The organism is Mesorhizobium sp. M7A.F.Ca.MR.148.00.0.0 (genome assembly GCF_003997735.1).
GTDB lineage: Bacteria > Pseudomonadota > Alphaproteobacteria > Rhizobiales > Rhizobiaceae > Mesorhizobium.
Genome location: NZ_RZTB01000054.1, coordinates 1 through 14,687, shown reverse-complemented (window position 1 = coordinate 14,687; position 14,687 = coordinate 1). Strand labels below are relative to the sequence as shown.

The window sequence follows — 14,687 nt, the reverse complement described above, 5'->3', positions numbered from 1 at the left end:
ATCGACGGCAAGCTGGAGATGCTGCCGCGCGCGCAGTTCGACGTTTCGGCGCTCTACTACCAGAAGAGCCTGTACGAGAACGCCGACAACAAGACCAAGTTCAAGGCGAAATACGGCTATGATCTGGTGCCGCCGGATACCTGGAAGGAAGTCACCGACCAGGCTGAGTTCTTCGCCAACCCGCCCAATTTCTACGGCACGCAGTTCGCCGGCAAGGAAGAGGCGATCAACGGTCGCTTCTACGAGATGGTGGTCGCCGAGGGCGGCGAATACCTCGACAAGGACGGCAAGCCGGTCTTCAACTCCGAGGCCGGCATCCGGGCGCTCGACTGGTTCGTCAACCTCTACAAGGCCAAGGCCGTACCGGCCGGCACGACCAACTATCTCTGGGACGATCTCGGCCAGGGCTTTGCCTCCGGCACCGTCGCCATCAATCTGGACTGGCCGGGCTGGGCTGGCTTCTTCAACGATCCGAAGTCATCCAAGGTCGCCGGCAATGTCGGCGTCAAGGTCGCGCCGAAGGGCTCGTCCGGCAAGCGCACCGGCTGGTCCGGCTTCCATGGCTTCTCGGTGACCGAGAACTGCCCGAACAAGGAGGCCGCGGCTTCCCTGGTTTGGTGGCTGACCAACGAGGACAGCCAGAAGCTCGAGGCCGCCGCCGGCCCGCTGCCGACCCGTACCGCAGTGTGGGACTGGGTTTTGAAGCAGGCCGAAAACGATCCTTACAAGAAGGAGGTTCTTACCGCCTTCCAGGAAGAGGCCAAGCACGCCTTTGCCGTGCCGCAGACGCCTGAATGGATCGAGATCTCGAACGCCGTCTATCCCGAGTTGCAGGCGGCGATCCTCGGCGACAAGACCTCCAAGCAGGCACTGGACGATGCGGCCGCCAAGGCGACGCAAATCCTCCAGGACGCCGGCAAGCTCTAGAAACGGGCTCCCAGGGCTGCTCCCCCATTGGTAATGGGGGAGGCGATCGCGTTTTCGCGGCCAGCGGTTTGCGCTAACCCATCGCCCCCGGCCCACGCACCGCCGTCCAAATGCAAACACCTCAAGGATTCTGATGAAGGGCTTCAAGCCATCCGCGCCATTCCTGCTGCTGCTTCCGGCCATGATCGTGCTGGCGGCGGTTGTCGTTGTGCCGTTGCTGTTGTCCCTTTACTCCAGCTTCACGCCGTTCCGCCTGACGCGGCCCGAAACGTTCTACGTCTTCATCGGCATCCGGAACTATCTTTCGATCCTGTCCAACACCGATTTCTGGTGGGCGTTCGGCCGCACGGTGCTGCTGCTGACCATCGCGCTCAATCTCGAAATGCTGCTCGGCCTTGGGCTTGCCATGCTGGTCGAGAAAGCGACACGCGGCCAGCGCATCCTGCGCACGCTGATGATGTTTCCGATGATGTTCTCGCCAATCCTCGTCGGCTTCCAGTTCAAGTTCATGTTCAACGACAATATCGGCCTGGTGAACAATGCGCTGCAGTCGCTCGGCATTACGCAGGACGCCATACCGTGGTTGATCGAGGGCCATCTCGCCTTCATCGCGATTTCGATCGCCGAGATCTGGTCGTCGACGGCGATCTTCGCCATCCTGATCCTCGCCGGCCTGCTCGCCATGCCCAAGGAGCCGATCGAGGCGGCGCGTGTCGACGGCTGCACGCCGTGGCAGACATTCCGCTATGTGACGTGGCCGTTCGTCATGCCTTTCGCCTACATAGCCATGACTATCCGTTCGCTCGACGTGGCGCGCGCCTACGACATCGTCAAGATCATGACCGATGGCGGACCGGCGGGCCGCACCGAACTGCTATGGACCCTGGTGGCCCGCACCGCCTACAGCGACGGGCGCATGGGCATGGCCAACGCCATGGCCTATTTCTCGATCCTGCTGTCGATCGCCTTCACCGTCTACTTCTTCAACAAGCTCGCCGCGGCGCGCACGCAGATTGGTGCGGAGTGGTGAAGATGGACGAGAATTCTTCCGCCCGCCTGAAGCGCCGGCTGCTGGGCATCGTCTATCGCATTGGCCTGTTCCTGGCGATGCTGACGATCTGCCTGCCGGGCCTGTGGATCGTCCTCTCGTCGCTGCGGCCGGCGGTCGAGATCATGGCCAAGCCGCCGGTCTGGATCCCGCAGGAGATTTCGTTCGACGCCTATGTCGCCATGTTCAGCGGTATCGGCAAAGGCGGCATTCCAGTGATCGAATATTTCCGCAACTCGTTGATCATCTCGGTGACCTCGACGGTCATTGCGGTGGCCATCGGCATGGCCGGCGGCTATGCGTTCGCGCGCTACCGCTTCCGCGGCAAATCGAGCGTCTTCCTCGGGCTGATGCTGACGCGCACCGTGCCGGGCATTGCACTCTCGCTGCCGCTGTTCTTCCTCTATGTGCGGCTCGGCATCATCGACACGCATTTCGGACTGATCCTTGCCTACGTTGCGCTCAACGTGCCGTTCACGATCTGGCTGATCGACGGCTTCTTCCGTCAGGTGCCCAAGGACCTCGCGGAGGCCGCGCAAATCGATGGCTGCACGCGCTGGCAGGCGTTCTGGCAGGTCGAGTTCCCGCTTGCCGGGCCGGGCATCGCGTCGGCCGCGATCTTCGCCTTCCTGACCTGCTGGAATGAGTTCGCTCTGGCCTCGCAGCTGACCCGTTCGGTGAGCGCCAAGACGCTGCCGGTCGGCCTGCTCGATTACACGGCCGAGTTCACCATCGACTGGCGCGGCATGTGCGCGCTGGCCGTGGTGATGATCATCCCGGCGCTCACCCTCACCTACGTCGTCCAGAAACACCTTGTCGGCGGCCTGACCTCCGGCGCGGTGAAAGGCTGATACCATGGCAACCGTTACCCTCACCAAGCTGACCAAGCGCTACGGCACTGTCGGGATCGTGCACGGCATCGATCTCGACATCGCCGACCGCGAGTTCATCGCGCTGGTCGGCCCGTCCGGCTGCGGCAAGTCGACGACGCTGCGCATGATCGCCGGACTGGAAGAGATCAGCGCCGGCTCGATCAAGATCGGCGGGCGCATCGTCAACGATTTGCCGCCACGCTCGCGCAACATTTCGATGGTGTTCCAGTCCTACGCGCTCTATCCGCACATGACGGTGCGCGAAAATCTCGGCTTCTCTCTGAAGATCGCAGGTGCCGCCAAGGAAGACATGGAGCGCCGTGTCGCCGAAGCCTCGGCCATCCTCGGCCTCGACACGTTGCTCGATCGCCGCCCCTCACAACTGTCCGGCGGTCAGCGCCAGCGCGTCGCCATGGGCCGCGCCATCGTGCGCGATCCAGACGTCTTCCTGTTCGACGAGCCGCTTTCCAATCTCGACGCCAAATTGCGCACGCAGATGCGCACCGAGATCAAGAAGCTGCATGCCAAGGTGCAGTCGACGGTGATCTACGTCACCCACGACCAGGTCGAAGCGATGACGCTGGCCGATCGCATCGTCATCATGCGCGACGGCCATATCGAACAGGTCGGCACGCCCGACGAGGTCTTTCGGCGGCCGGCAACCCGCTTCGTTGCCGGCTTCATCGGCTCGCCGCCGATGAATTTGCACGAGGCCACGATCGACGACGGACAACTGGTTTTCGCCAGCGGCGAAAAGCTGCCGCTGCCCGCTCAGTTCAAGGCCAATGTCACGACCGGCGACAAAGTGGTGTTCGGGCTGCGGCCGGACGACATCTATCCGACCGGCCATGGCATCAGTTCCGGTGGCGCGGCAGACGTCCACCAGATCGAACTGCCGATCACCGTTACCGAACCGCTCGGGAACGAGACGCTGGTGTTCGTCGAATTCAACGGTACGGACTGGGTGTCGCGCATGCTGAACCCGAGGCCACTCCGGCCGGGCGAGCGCGTCGCCATGAGCCTCGACATGTCGCAGGCGCATCTGTTTGCCACTGAGACCGGAAAGACATTGCGGAGCTGATCGGCATGACCAGAATCGAGAAAGTCGACCTTTGCATGGTGGACCTTGTACCCAAGGTCAAACGCACCGACGCGATCCAGAGCTTCGTCAGCCAGGAAACGCCTATCGTCACCATCACCGATTCCGACGGTGCGGTCGGCACCGGCTACAGCTACACGATCGGCACCGGCGGCTCGTCGGTGATGCGGCTTTTGTCAGACCATCTGGTGCCGCGCCTGATCGGCCGCGACCCCGACATGATCGAGGCGATCTGGCACGATCTCGAATTCGCCACGCATGCCACCACGATTGGCGCGATCACCGCTATAGCGATCGCGGCGATCGACACGGCACTATGGGATCTGCGGGCCAAGAAACAGAACCTGCCGCTGTGGAAACTGGCCGGCGGTGCCAAGGATCGCTGCCCGCTCTACACGACCGAAGGCGGTTGGCTGCACATCGAGACGCAGGCGCTGGTTGACGATGCGCTAGCCGCCAAGGCGAAGGGCTTTCGCGGCTCGAAAGTGAAAATCGGCAGGCCGCACGGGTCGGAGGATCTTGCCCGCCTGTCGGCGGTGCGCAAGGCGGTCGGCGACGGCTATGAGATCATGACCGACGCCAATCAGGGTTTTTCGGTCGACGAGGCGATCCGGCGCGCCGCGAGGTTGCGCGAACTCGACCTTGCCTGGATCGAGGAGCCGCTGCCGGCCGACGACATTGACGGGCATGTGCGGTTGTCGAACTCGACGCCGACGCCGATCGCGATCGGCGAGTCGCTCTACTCCATTCGCCATTTTCGCGAATACATGCAGAAAGGCGCCTGCTCGATCGTGCAGGTCGATGTCGGCCGCATCGGCGGCATCACACCCTGGCTCAAGATCGCGCACGCGGCGGAGGCCTTCGACATTCCGGTCTGCCCGCATTTCCTGATGGAACTGCATGTCAGCCTGACCTGCGCTGTTCAGAACGGCCGATATGTCGAGTACATTCCGCAACTCGACCAGTTGACCGGCAAGCGCCTCCGCATCGAGGATGGCCAGGCGCTGGCGCCCGACGAACCGGGCATCGGCATCGACTGGGACTGGGACGCGGTCAAGGCCATGAGCATCGCCGAATTCACCACGGCGATCACGAAATAGGAGACTGATATGCAGCGGATGGGGATGGTTCTGGGGCTGAAGCCGGAAAAGGTCGAGGAGTATGTCCGCCTCCATGCCGCCGTCTGGCCCGACGTGCTGGCCATGATCTCCGCCTGCAACATCAAGAACTACTCGATCTACCTAAAGCGGCCGGAGAACCTGCTGTTCAGCACCTTTGAATACCACGGCAGCGACTACCAAGCCGACATGGCCAAGATGGCGGCCGACCCGAAGACGCAGGAATGGTGGGCGGTCTGCATGCCATGCCAGGAGCCGCTGGCGACGCGCAAGGAAGGTGAATGGTGGGCAGAGATGGACGAGGTCTTCCATCATGACTGAAGGCGGTTTTGACCCTGCCTTGCTCGTTCAATCCTGGCCAAAACCCTCAAAACCCCGGCCGATCGTCACTTTCGGCGCCGGATCGATCGTCGGCGACGCGCATTTCCCGGCCTACAGGAAGGCCGGCTTTCCAGTAGCCGGGCTTTATGATCCCGACCACGCCAGGGCTGAAAAGCTGGCCAGCCAATGGGGCGTGACGGCCTTTGGCTCGGTCGAAGAAGCTGCTGCCGTCGAGGGCGCGATCTTCGATCTTGCCACCCCGCCGTCGCGTCATGCCGATGTGCTGAAGTCCTTGCCTGATGGCGCAGTGGCGCTGATCCAGAAGCCGATGGGCAGCAATCTTGCCGAGGCGACCGCGATCCTCGAGATCTGCCGTGCCCGGAAGCTGCACGCAGCGGTGAACTTCCAATTGCGCTTCGCGCCGATGATGCTGGCGCTCAAGGGTGCTATCGGCAAGGGCTGGCTCGGCGAGATCGTCGACTTCGACGCCTGGCTGGCGCTGGCGACACCATGGCAGCTTTGGGAATTCCTGCTCAAGGCGCCGCGCGTCGAGATCGCCATGCATTCGATCCACTATCTCGACCTGATCAGGCAATTGCTCGGCGACCCCAAGGGTGTGCACGCCAAGACGCTCGGCCATCCCAACCATGCCGTGGCGCAGACGCGCACCAGCGCCATTCTCGACTATGGCGACACCGTGCGCTGCGCGCTGTCGATCAACCACGACCATAAGTTCGGCCGCCGGCACCAGGCCTGCGAGTTCCGCATCTGCGGCACAGAAGGTGCCGCCTATCTCAAGCTGGGTCTCAACCTCGATTATCCCACAGGTGAACCGGATGTGCTGGAGATTTACCCCAAGGGTGGAACGGACTGGGTCGAGGTGCCCTTGGCCGGCGAGTGGTTTCCAGACGCCTTCATCGGCCGCATGGCCAATGTCCAGCGTTTTGCCACCGGAGAAGATGCTATGCTGATCAGTCCGGTCGAGGATGCCTGGAGCACGATGGCGCTGGTCGAGGCGGCGTATCAGTCGAGTGCGGCACCGGCGACGCCGATTGCGGAAAGACCCTGATGGAACAGATCCAGTATTTCGAAGACTATGAGATTGGCGCGTCGCGCCTGACCAGCGGCCGCACCATCACCGAGACCGACTTCATCGTCCATGCCGGCCACACCGGCGATTTCTTCCCGCACCACATGGACGCCGAGTTCATGAAGACGACGCCATTCGGCCAGCGCATCGCGCACGGCACGCTGGTGTTCTCGGTCGGCATCGGGCTGACGGCAACCGTCATCAACCCTGTCGCCTTTTCCTACGGCTACGACCGGTTGCGCTTCATCAAGCCGGTGTTCATCGGCGACACGATCCGCACGCGCACCACAATTACGGCCAGGGAAGACGACCCGAAGAGGCCGGGGTCGGGACGGGTGATCGAACGCTGCGAGGTGATCAACCAGCGCGGCGAAGTGGTGCTGGCGGCCGACCACATCTACATCGTCGAACGCAGGCCGACGCAGGGCTGAGACTTGGGAAAGTCCTAGAGCATTTCATTATCGTACCCGCCAACCCTGAGTTCTTTTCAGGATACCTTTCGAAACAGCCAGGTGAATGATCCGCGCGAATGCGTTGGTGTAGAAGATCATCATGCCCATGGCAGCAGCAGGCGCGGTGTCGCCAGCGTCGTCCATGTTGAGCACTGCAACCGAGGCGAGCGCCGTGTGTGTTGTATAGATGAAGACCACCGCGGAAACCGTCGTCATGGCGTTGACGAAAAGATAGATCGAGATGTCAAGGATTGCCGGCAGACAGATCGGCACTGTCACCCGCGTGAACAGGCGATAGAAAGGCTGCTTCAGCGAGGCCGCGACCGGCTCGAACTCACGATCGATCTGCTTCAGCGCCGTCAGGGCCGTCAAATGACCGACCGTGTAAAAGTGCGTCACGGTGCAGACGACCAGGATCGCCATTGTGCCGTAGATCGCGTGCAGCGGATTGGCCGGATTGTTGAAGAAGAAAATATAGGCCAGGCCAAGCACAAGCCCCGGCACCGCCATCGGCAGCATGGCGAGGAAGTGGAAGGCTGCCCGTCCGGTCCTGAAGCCTTCGGTCTTTTCGACGATGTAAGCGCCGACGAAGACGATGACGGTTCCAAACACAGCGGTGAGCAACGAGAGCGTGATCGAGTTGTAGTAAGAAGCCCAGCCTCCGCCATCCATGCGACCGAACGCGAAATTCTTCAGGCTGAGACTGAGGTCGTAGGGCCAGAACTTGACCAGCGCTGCGTACTGGCAAATGCCGATGATGCCGGCGATGAACAACGCGACCAGGCTGCAATAAGCCAGACAGACCAGGTCGAAGCGGCGATTGGGTTTTGCCTCGTAAGGCACCGAGCGGGCCGACAGGAGCGAAACCTGCCTGCGCTGGACCAGGCGGTCGACGACGAAGGCGGCGATGGCCGGGATCAGCAAGATGACCGAGACCACCGCCCCCATCTCGAAATTCTGCTGACCAATCACTTGCTTGTAGATATCGACGGCGAGCACGTTGAACTGGCCGCCGATGACCTTCGGCAAGCCGAAATCGGTTATGACGAGCGTAAACACGACAAACGCCGCGGAGATCAAACCGTAGCGCGCGCCCGGAATGGTAACGACCCAGAACGTCCGCCACTTGCTGGCGCGCAGCGAAGCGGCGGCTTCATATTGGCGCTGGTCGGAGATCGCCAGTGCCGTCGAGATAATGATCAGAGCATGGGGAAAGGTGAAGAATATCGAGCCGACGACAATCCCCAACGGACCATAGATCGATATGCCGCCAAGCAGGCTTTTCAACAGGCCCTGGTTGCCGAACAGATAGATGAGGGCGATGCCGGGCAGTAGCGACGGCACCAGGATGGGAGCCATGGCGATGAGCCTGACTAGGCCCTTGAAGCGCATCTTGCTTCGGTTCAAAGCGTAGGCGAAGCCGAAGGCTATGCCGACCGTGATGATGGTGCTGATCAGCGCGATCAGGAAGGAGTTCTGGATCGAGCGGAACAGCGTTGGCGTCGAGAAGTAGGTTGTGTAGTTGTCCAACCCAAGCTCGCGCGCGGGCCTCAGCATAATGCGCCGAAAGGTGTTCGAATCGACTTCCTGCCATTCGGTGCCGCGGTGGAGTTGCGTGCCGATCAGGAAATAAGCGTCATCGGTCGTGCCGCGGACCTTGTATTTGACCGGGCTGCGGAAACTGAAATCCGGAAAGAAGCTGGTGGCCGGTAGCCGACCATCGGAACTGGTCGCAAGCTTTTCTGGCGGGACCGCGGCGAGTTTCTCGTTCAGAGCGGCGGCCGTCACTGGCTCGCCCAAATTGCCGAGCTTGTCGCTGACCTGGAATTCGAACGCGCCAAGATCGAAGCTGTAGGTCGAGAACGATTTCGACAGCATCACGTAGAGCGGGGCTGCCAGCGACAGGACCAGATAGAACGAGATGACGACCAGCAGGCCGCGCTTGATCAACTCGTCCTTGTCGAGCGACTGTCGAAGCGCCCGACCGGACGGCATCAGGATATCAGTTGCCGCCGCCATGGCGCTCTCCTTGCGGGAAGACAAGCAGTCGGTCGGCGGGCAGTTCCACCGTTAGCGCTCCGCCTTCGGCGAGGCCGAGACGCCGCGTGGCGTTGACCGAGAAATCGGCGATCAGAATCTCGTCTCCAAGCTCTCCGCCGCGCAGCCGGGTGCGCCAGAACGAACCCAGGAATTCCATTTCACCGACGGTCACTTCGATCAGGTTTTCCGAAGTCTTCACCACATCGGGTGCTCCAGGCGAGCGCGAGCCCGGCCCGTGTGGAATCACGTCTTCCGGCCGAATGGCGGCGACGACTGCTTCGCCGCTCGCAAAGCTGTGCGGCGCGCATCTGAAAGCCTTCGTCCCGAAGCCTACCGAATCTGCTCCTACCGTCGCATCGAACTTGTTGGTCTCGCCGATGAAATCGGCGACGAACAGCGTCCTGGGATGGCGATAGATTTCAGTCGGGCTGCCGACCTGCTCGATGACGCCATGGTTCATGACGACAATGCGGTCGGCCAACGACAATGCTTCTTCCTGGTCGTGCGTAACCATGATCGTGGTGACGCCGAGCTTCCGCTGCAGCCCCTTGATCTCGTGGCGCAAGTGCACGCGCACCTTGGCGTCGAGCGCCGACAGCGGCTCGTCGAGCAGAAGCAGGCCGGGCGAGGTGGCGATGGCCCGGGCGAGCGCGATGCGCTGCTGCTGCCCGCCGGAAAGCTGCGCTGGGTATTTCTTCGCCTGATCGGGCAAGCCGACCAGCATGAGCAATTCCTTGACGCGGGCATCGATCTCGGCGCGCGGCCGTTTGGTGTTTTCCAGGCCAAAGGCGATGTTCCTTTCGATCGTCAGATTGGGAAACAGCGCGTAGGACTGAAACACGATGCCGTAGTCGCGTTTTGACGGCGGCAGCGTTGAGATATCCCTGCCCCCCTGGCGGACGACGCCTCTGGTCTGCAGGTCGAGGCCGGCGACGGCGCGCAGCAGCGTGGTCTTGCCGCAACCCGAAGGGCCGAGAAAGCAGATGAATTCGCCTTCGTTGATGTCGAGCGAGATGTCCTTCAGCGCATGGAACTCGCCGAAGGCCTTCCAGAGATGTTCGATCTGTAGGTAGACGGTGTTGCCGGCAGCGGTCATAGGATGCACCTCGGCCAGCGTTGCCGATAGATCAGCGACGGGTTCGTGTCTCATTTTGACCATCCGGGAAGAGTTACGAGAAGGGCGCCGCTCTGACGGCGCCCTGTCGAAATGCTCTGCGTCTAGCTCTTGGGCTCAGACTTGGCGTCGTAGCGCTTCGTCCACTCGTCGAGAATGGCCTTGCGGTGGTTGGCCGCCCACTCGAAGTCATTGTCGATCATCTTGGACTCGATATCTGCGGGCAGGAATTCGACCGGCTTGGCGACATTCGGCATAGCCAGAACCGCATAACCTACATTGTACATCTCGTTGGCCTCCTTGCTGATCGACCAGTCGAGCAGCGTTTTGGCGGCTTCGAGATTTTTCGTTCCCGCAACGATCGCGGATGCCTCCATGTCCCAGCCGATGCCTTCGGACGGGATGACGATATCGAGGGGGGCGCCCTCCTTCTTCGATTTCGCGGCGCGGAACTCGAACGAGATGCCGATTACGGTTTCACCGGCGGCGGCCATTTTGCACGGCTTCGAACCAGAATGCGTGTAGGCATCAATATTCTGATGCAGGGCGTCCATATAGGCCCAACCATCCTTCTCGCCGAACAACTGCAGCCAGCTCGATACATCGAGGAAGCCGGTGCCGGACGAGGCCGGGTTCGGCATCACGATGTGACCCTTGTATTCCGGCTTGGTAAGATCTTTCCAGCTGGTCGGCTCGGTGAGGCCAAGCTTTTTGCCCTCCACGGTGTTGAAGCAGATCGAAGCCGCCCAGGCGTCCATGCCAACCCAGGCCGGTGGCGTGTCCTTGTCGACAAACTTCGGCTTGAGCAATTCGACGCCTTTTGGCGCATAGGGCTCAAGCATGCCTTCGGTCTTCAGCACCAGAAGCGATGTAGCGGCAAGGCCCCAGACAACGTCGGCCTGCGGATTGTCCTTTTCGGCCAACAGCTTGGCGGTAACGACACCCGTGGAGTCGCGGACAAAGTTCAGTTTGATGTCGGGATGGCTCTTTGTGAAAGTCTCGGCGTAGCGGGCGAGATCTTCGGCTTCAATGGCGGTATAGACTGTCAGTTCGGAGGTTTCGGCAAAGGCGGCGGATGACATCAATGCCGCGGCGAAGGCCATTGCGATAGTTGCGTTGCGCGATTTCATGCTCAGTTCCCCTTTGATTGTTGGCACATTCTGCGATGCACTGTGACGATCGCGCCGGTGGACATTGCGGCCCTGTAGCGCTTGTGGATTTCGTCGTTGGGTCAACTCTGGGGATTGGTGATCGATAAGTAAAATCTATTTATTTTATGACAGGCAAACTTCTCCTGATAGTCGTCATGGAACTGTCGCATGCCTGTTGCGGCCGCGATTTCGCGCTTGCGAAAGCCCACGATTGGCAACGGTCAGCCGAACGAAACGCCCGTTGTCTGTGCCCGCAAACGCGGGTCGGACGAGCGGACGGTCACCACCAGATCGACCCCCCCCTCGCCCGCAAGCCCGCGTCGATGCCGGGGCATGCGAGCTCGCGGTCGGTGCGCACGGCCTTCATGGTCAGGCCGCCAGCACGGCGGTCTCGAGGATGTCGAGCGCACGATCGAGATCAGCTTTCGAAATGACCAGCGGCGGCGACAGCGTCAGCACATTGCCCTGGCTGACCTTGAAGCTCAGCCCCTGCCCCAGGCAAGCATAGAAGACGCGTTCGGCGAGATCGCGCGCCGGCTCGCGCGTATCGCGATCCTCGACGAGCTCGACGCCGACCATCAGTCCCCTGCCCCTGACGTCGCCGACATGGGGCGAGCGCGCCATCAGGTGCTGCATACGCTCCAGCATGTGCCGGCCAAGTTCGGCCGCGCGTTCGACCAATCCTTCCTCCAGGATGATGTCGATCGTCGTCAGTGCGGCGCGGGTCGTCACCGGGTTCTTCTCGTGGGTGTAGTGGCCGATCGCGAAGCCACCGGTGACGTCGAGGTCGCGGCGCGCGATGACGGCGGCGATCGGCAGGATGCCGCCGCCGAGCGACTTGCCGAGGACGACGATGTCGGGCGTCACATCATCATGCTCGTGGGCGAAGAATTTTCCCGTCTTGCCCAGCCCGGTCGGGATCTCGTCGAAGATCAGCAGCGTGCCGTGCCGGTCGCAGGCTTCGCGAACCCGTTTCCAGAAACCGGGCGGCGGCGGGTTGGGCGTCGCCCGCATCGGTTCTGCGACGACCGCCGCCACGTCCTGTTCGCGGCCGAGCACATAGGCGATCATGTTGGCGCAAGCGAGCCCCGAGGTTTCGAGGGAATCGTGGCCATAGGGACAGCGATAGCCGTCCCAGGGTGCGACGTGCTCGGTGCCGGTCATCATCGGGCCTGATATGTGCGAGCGGAAGGTCGCCTCGCCGCCGACGCTTGCAGCGCCGAAGCCGGCCCCGTGGAACGCATCCCAGAACGACACCGTCTTGAAGCGGCCGGTCGCGGCGCGGGCGATCTTCAGCGCGACCTCGATGGCATCCGAACCACCGGTGGTGAACAGCACCTTGCCGAGATCGCCGGGCGCCAATGCCGCCAGCTTCTCCGCCAGCTCGACGGCGGGCTCGCAGGTAAAGCGGCGCGGCGCAAAGCAGAGCTCATCGAGCTGCTTTTTGATCGCCGTGACCAGCCTTGGATGGCCGTAGCCGAGGTGATGCACGCTGTTGCCGTGGAAATCCATGAAGCGGCGGCCAGCGGTGTCCTCGATCCAGATGCCTTGCGCCTTCGCGATGGTCGAAAGGCAGGGGCTGGACAGACTCTGGTGCATGAAGGCAGCCGCATCGCGATCGAGCAAGCCGCGGATCCGCGGATCGTCCTGCCCGGCATCCCATCGGCCGCGAGCCGCTGTGGTGTTGGAATCGCCTTCGGTGTGCACAAGCTCTTTGATCGCGGCCATCATGGTCTCCGAAACGCGAATGAGGGAGCGGCGAACGCTCCCTCCATTGTTTATCCGTCAATGCCGCCCGGTCAGGACCAGGGCAGCGAAAATGTCTTCACATTGGTGTAGCTCTTCATCGCCTCGATGACGCCTTCCTTGTAGCCATTGCCCGAATCCTTGATGCCGCCGAAGGGCGACATCTCGATGCGGTAGCCCGGCACTTCCCAGATGTTGACGGTGCCGACCTGAAGGCCGGCGATGTATTTCTGCATGCGCGGAAAAGAGTTGGTGCAGACGCCCGACGACAGGCCGAAGGCGGTCGAGTTGGACAGTGCGATCAGCGCATCATCGTCGTCCGGCGCGCGAACGATCGGGATGATCGGGCCGAACGTCTCCTCCATCACCAATTCGGATGTGTGAGGAACGCGATCGACAACGATCGGCGGCAGCAACGCGCCCTGACGACCCGGATTGTAGAGGATTTCGGCGCCCTGCTCGGCGGCCATGTGGACGCGGGCTTCGAACAGCGCCGCCGCCTTCTCGTGCACGACGGTGCCAAGGTCGGTCGAGCGGTCCATCGGATCGCCGAAGCGGATTTTTTTCGCCCGCTCCAGCACCAGCGGCACGAAGCGGTCGGCGACGCTTTCCTGAACCAGGATGCGCTTGACCGCGGTGCAGCGCTGGCCGGAGTTCTTTGTCGCGCCGGCGACGGCCAGATCCGCGGCTCTGGCCAGATCCTCGTCGGAGAGATCGTTGAGGATGATCAGCGGGTCGTTGCCGCCGAGTTCCAGCACCTGGCGCTTGTAGCCGGCGGTGCGGGCGATCATCTTGCCGACCGGCACGCCGCCGGTGAAAGTGATCAGGTCGATATTGTCGTTGGTGATCATCTCGTTGCCGATGTCTGCGGGCCAGCCGGTCACCACCGACAGCATTTCGGGCGGCAGACCGGCTTCATAGAGAATGTCGGCCAGGAGAAGCGCCGTCATCGGCGTCAGTTCGGTCGGCTTGACCACCACGCAATTGTTGGTCGCGATCGCCGGCGCCACCTTGTGCGAGACCATGTTGAGCGGGTGATTGAACGGCGTGATCGCCGAGATCGCCTTCAACGGCTCGCGGGTGGTGAAGATCTTGCGCGCCTTGCCGTGCGGGGTGAGGTCGCAGGAGAAGATCTGGCCGTCATCCTGGATGCACATCTGCGCCGACAGCGTGAACACGTCATAGGCACGGCCGACCTCATAGAGCGAGTCCGTCTTGGAGATGCCGAGCTCGAGCGTGATGAGATCGGAGATTTCTTCGCGGCGCGACGCCAATGCCTCGGCGGTGCGGAACAGGATCTGCTGGCGCTCGTAGCGCGTCAGCCTCGATTTGTAGCCGGCGGCGATCTCGAATGCTTTTCGCGCGTGCTCGGCACGCCCGGCCGGCACGGTGCCGATGACGGTGTCGTTCCAGGGGTAGCGCACCTCGACGACGCCGTCGGCATCAACTTTCTTGCCGGCAATGCGCATCGGCTCGTGGCGGACTTTGATGGAAGGGTCGAGTTTGGTCATGTGAGTTTTCCCGGTGCTCGGAGAGCACATTGATCTTTGTCGGCGAGGCTATCGCGTCTTTGCAATGGCTTCCCCCACTCCGTCGCCGCTTCGCGGCGCCACCTCTCCCCCCTCCGGAGGGAGAGGAAGGGAGCCAAGGCCGGCGAGCTCAGCGCCCTTCCTCTCCCCCGTCGATCGGGGGAGAGGTGGCCCGAAGGG

The 14,687-nt window shown here is 62.1% G+C and carries 13 protein-coding genes; 8 read left to right on the top strand and 5 right to left on the bottom strand.

The features are described from left to right. From EOB49_RS19710 to EOB49_RS19675, 8 genes are all read left to right on the top strand, one after another. On the top strand, positions 1-927 hold a 927-nt coding region (locus EOB49_RS19710; protein ID WP_245472761.1), incomplete at its 5' end, for an extracellular solute-binding protein. A gap of 133 nt (positions 928-1,060) precedes the next feature. Next, on the top strand, positions 1,061-1,957 hold the full coding sequence (locus tag EOB49_RS19705) for a sugar ABC transporter permease (RefSeq protein WP_023808865.1): 897 nt from the start codon (positions 1,061-1,063) through the stop codon (positions 1,955-1,957). Positions 1,958-1,959: 2 nt separating this feature from the next. Continuing rightward, entirely contained in the window at positions 1,960-2,826 is an 867-nt protein-coding gene (locus tag EOB49_RS19700; protein WP_127267476.1) for a carbohydrate ABC transporter permease, read from the top strand. Between the two features lie 4 nt (positions 2,827-2,830). Continuing rightward, positions 2,831-3,928 carry a sn-glycerol-3-phosphate ABC transporter ATP-binding protein UgpC gene (gene ugpC / locus EOB49_RS19695; RefSeq protein ID WP_127381963.1) on the top strand — a complete coding sequence of 366 codons (1,098 nt, stop codon included), beginning with the start codon at positions 2,831-2,833 and terminating at the stop codon, positions 3,926-3,928. A 5-nt stretch (positions 3,929-3,933) separates the two neighbouring features. Continuing rightward, positions 3,934-5,046, top strand: coding sequence for a mandelate racemase/muconate lactonizing enzyme family protein (locus tag EOB49_RS19690; protein WP_127381962.1), 1,113 nt, complete (start codon positions 3,934-3,936; stop codon positions 5,044-5,046). Between the two features lie 9 nt (positions 5,047-5,055). Next, positions 5,056-5,385 carry an L-rhamnose mutarotase gene (locus EOB49_RS19685; protein WP_027036189.1) on the top strand — a complete coding sequence of 110 codons (330 nt, stop codon included), beginning with the start codon at positions 5,056-5,058 and terminating at the stop codon, positions 5,383-5,385. Then, on the top strand, positions 5,378-6,454 hold the full coding sequence (locus EOB49_RS19680; protein ID WP_127381961.1) for a Gfo/Idh/MocA family oxidoreductase: 1,077 nt from the start codon (positions 5,378-5,380) through the stop codon (positions 6,452-6,454). The genes EOB49_RS19685 and EOB49_RS19680 overlap by 8 nt, the downstream gene beginning before the upstream one ends. After that, positions 6,451-6,906 carry a MaoC/PaaZ C-terminal domain-containing protein gene (locus tag EOB49_RS19675; protein ID WP_164781743.1) on the top strand — a complete coding sequence of 152 codons (456 nt, stop codon included), beginning with the start codon at positions 6,451-6,453 and terminating at the stop codon, positions 6,904-6,906. Before EOB49_RS19680 ends, EOB49_RS19675 begins: the two co-directional genes overlap by 4 nt. Before the next feature lie 27 nt (positions 6,907-6,933). Here EOB49_RS19675 and EOB49_RS19670 read toward each other — a convergent pair whose 3' ends face one another. The 5 genes from EOB49_RS19670 to phnY all read right to left on the bottom strand — a co-directional run bounded on the left by EOB49_RS19670 (position 6,934) and on the right by phnY (position 14,489). Further along, a complete protein-coding gene (locus EOB49_RS19670) occupies positions 6,934-8,946 on the bottom strand; it encodes a putative 2-aminoethylphosphonate ABC transporter permease subunit (protein ID WP_127381959.1) in 2,013 nt (670 codons plus the stop codon). Next, positions 8,930-10,063 carry a putative 2-aminoethylphosphonate ABC transporter ATP-binding protein gene (locus EOB49_RS19665; protein ID WP_127381984.1) on the bottom strand — a complete coding sequence of 378 codons (1,134 nt, stop codon included), beginning with the start codon at positions 10,061-10,063 and terminating at the stop codon, positions 8,930-8,932. The genes EOB49_RS19670 and EOB49_RS19665 overlap by 17 nt, the downstream gene beginning before the upstream one ends. A 122-nt stretch (positions 10,064-10,185) precedes the next feature. After that, positions 10,186-11,211, bottom strand: coding sequence for a putative 2-aminoethylphosphonate ABC transporter substrate-binding protein (locus EOB49_RS19660; protein WP_127381958.1), 1,026 nt, complete (start codon positions 11,209-11,211; stop codon positions 10,186-10,188). 390 nt (positions 11,212-11,601) lie between these two features. Continuing rightward, the gene (locus EOB49_RS19655; RefSeq protein ID WP_127266990.1) at positions 11,602-12,960 is read right to left on the bottom strand and encodes an aspartate aminotransferase family protein; all 1,359 of its coding nucleotides are present in this window, start codon (positions 12,958-12,960) and stop codon (positions 11,602-11,604) included. 71 nt (positions 12,961-13,031) lie between these two features. Continuing rightward, complete coding sequence (phnY, locus tag EOB49_RS19650) at positions 13,032-14,489, bottom strand: phosphonoacetaldehyde dehydrogenase (protein ID WP_127381957.1); 1,458 nt, start codon at positions 14,487-14,489, stop codon at positions 13,032-13,034. Between the last annotated feature and the right edge of the window lie 198 nt (positions 14,490-14,687).